Annotated in this window: 1 pseudogene; it reads left to right on the top strand. The window is 71.7% G+C overall.

Annotation, left to right across the window (positions count from 1 at the left end):
- Positions 1–223: pseudogene (locus tag E4K09_RS02765) on the top strand (MFS transporter); the annotation flags it as partial.

Below are 223 nucleotides of genomic sequence, written 5' to 3'. Positions count from 1 at the left end.
GAGCGCTTCGCGGGGCTCACCAGCATCCAGATGGGAGGCGCCAATCTGGGCACCCTTGCGGCGACCGCGCCGCTCGCCGCCTCGGCCGCCGCCATCGGCTGGCGGGACTCGTTCCTGGTCGTCGCGGCGATTACCGTCGTTCTGGCGCTGGCGATCATTGTCGCGGTCCCCAGGGACGCCGACAACGCCAAGGGACGGGAGAGCTGGTCGGAGGCCTTCCGGG

It is taken from the genome of Microvirga pakistanensis, from assembly GCF_004458765.1.
Classification (GTDB): Bacteria; Pseudomonadota; Alphaproteobacteria; order Rhizobiales; family Beijerinckiaceae; genus Microvirga; species Microvirga pakistanensis.
This window is presented reverse-complemented; position numbering and strand designations above follow the sequence as displayed.